General features: G+C 31.7%; 2 protein-coding genes. Both read right to left on the bottom strand.

Annotated features, from left to right (window positions below; translation table 11 throughout):
- Nucleotides 1-159 precede the first annotated feature (159 nt).
- On the bottom strand, nucleotides 160-357 hold the full coding sequence (locus AC1UFB_RS20085; RefSeq protein WP_061785931.1) for a hypothetical protein: 198 nt from the start codon (nucleotides 355-357) through the stop codon (nucleotides 160-162).
- 2 nt (nucleotides 358-359) lie between these two features.
- On the bottom strand, nucleotides 360-800 hold the full coding sequence (locus AC1UFB_RS20080; protein ID WP_061785932.1) for an Hsp20/alpha crystallin family protein: 441 nt from the start codon (nucleotides 798-800) through the stop codon (nucleotides 360-362).
- Nucleotides 801-940 lie beyond the last annotated feature (140 nt).

Genomic DNA, 940 nt, shown 5'->3' with positions numbered 1-940 from the left:
ACTTTTTTGAAAAACTACGTCACATTCCAAGGGATAAGTCTGTCTAATTTTGGATAATCAACACTCGTGCTTAATTTTATCAGAAGTGGTCCTTATTTTATTGTAAAAATATAAAGCCAGTGCAATTTTACGTCGTAAAACTGCACCGGCTTTTTTAGTTTATTTAGGAGCGTTTTGTCCCAGCCTCTGGTAGGAATTTTTAATATTATTAGTCAGCTCATTTAAAATAATTTTTTTCTTTCCCTGAGGTAAATGGCAGCTTAAAATTAGCAAATCAACTAGGTCAGGTTGTTCCTCAGCAACTTCCTGCAAGTAATCCCTGCCAAACTCTTTCATTACAGGTAGCAAACTGCTCATTTTTAATGGAAATCCACATCAATTCTCTTTTTATTTGTTTGAGTTTGTTTAGGCATGATAACTTCTAGTACACCATTCTTATAAGAAGCCTTTATATCTTCCTCAGAAACAGGAGTTGGTAGTGTAACGGCTCTGTGAAAGCTACCTGTGTATCTTTCTCTCCTATGCATATTCTCTTCTTTAATCTCATTAGTTCTGTTAATTGAGCCACTAATTCTCAATACATTATTTTCAATATCAATGTTTACATCTTCTTTACTCTGTAAGCCTGGAATGTCACAAGTTGCTACTACCTCTTTATCTGTTTCATGAACATCCACTCTTATATTCCCCAATTGATTCATTTCATTGTCTAAATGAAAAGGGAAATCATTGAATAATCTGTCAAAATCTCTCCTAATGTTAGTTAATTGTCTAAATGGATCATAAGGTATTAATGCCATTTGTATCATCTCCTTAGTTATTTTTAACAAATATATTTTTTACATTTACTATGTAATTATTCATTTACTATCACTAGTGTTGCATTAAAACAATTCAGCGCTTTATAAAAATCTAAATTTTCAGTAATTTTATCTTTGCA

Source organism: Priestia sp. KCTC 13724, from assembly GCF_056820425.1.
Note: the sequence above shows the minus strand (reverse complement) of the source record. Positions and strands in the feature narration are given on the sequence as shown.

What these genes read in the sequence shown, in the direction of transcription:
- AC1UFB_RS20085 (WP_061785931.1), bottom strand. Translation starts at nt 357, where the DNA reads ATGAGCAGTTTGCTACCTGTAATGAAAGAGTTTGGCAGGGATTACTTG.
- AC1UFB_RS20080 (WP_061785932.1), bottom strand. Translation starts at nt 800, where the DNA reads ATGGCATTAATACCTTATGATCCATTTAGACAATTAACTAACATTAGG.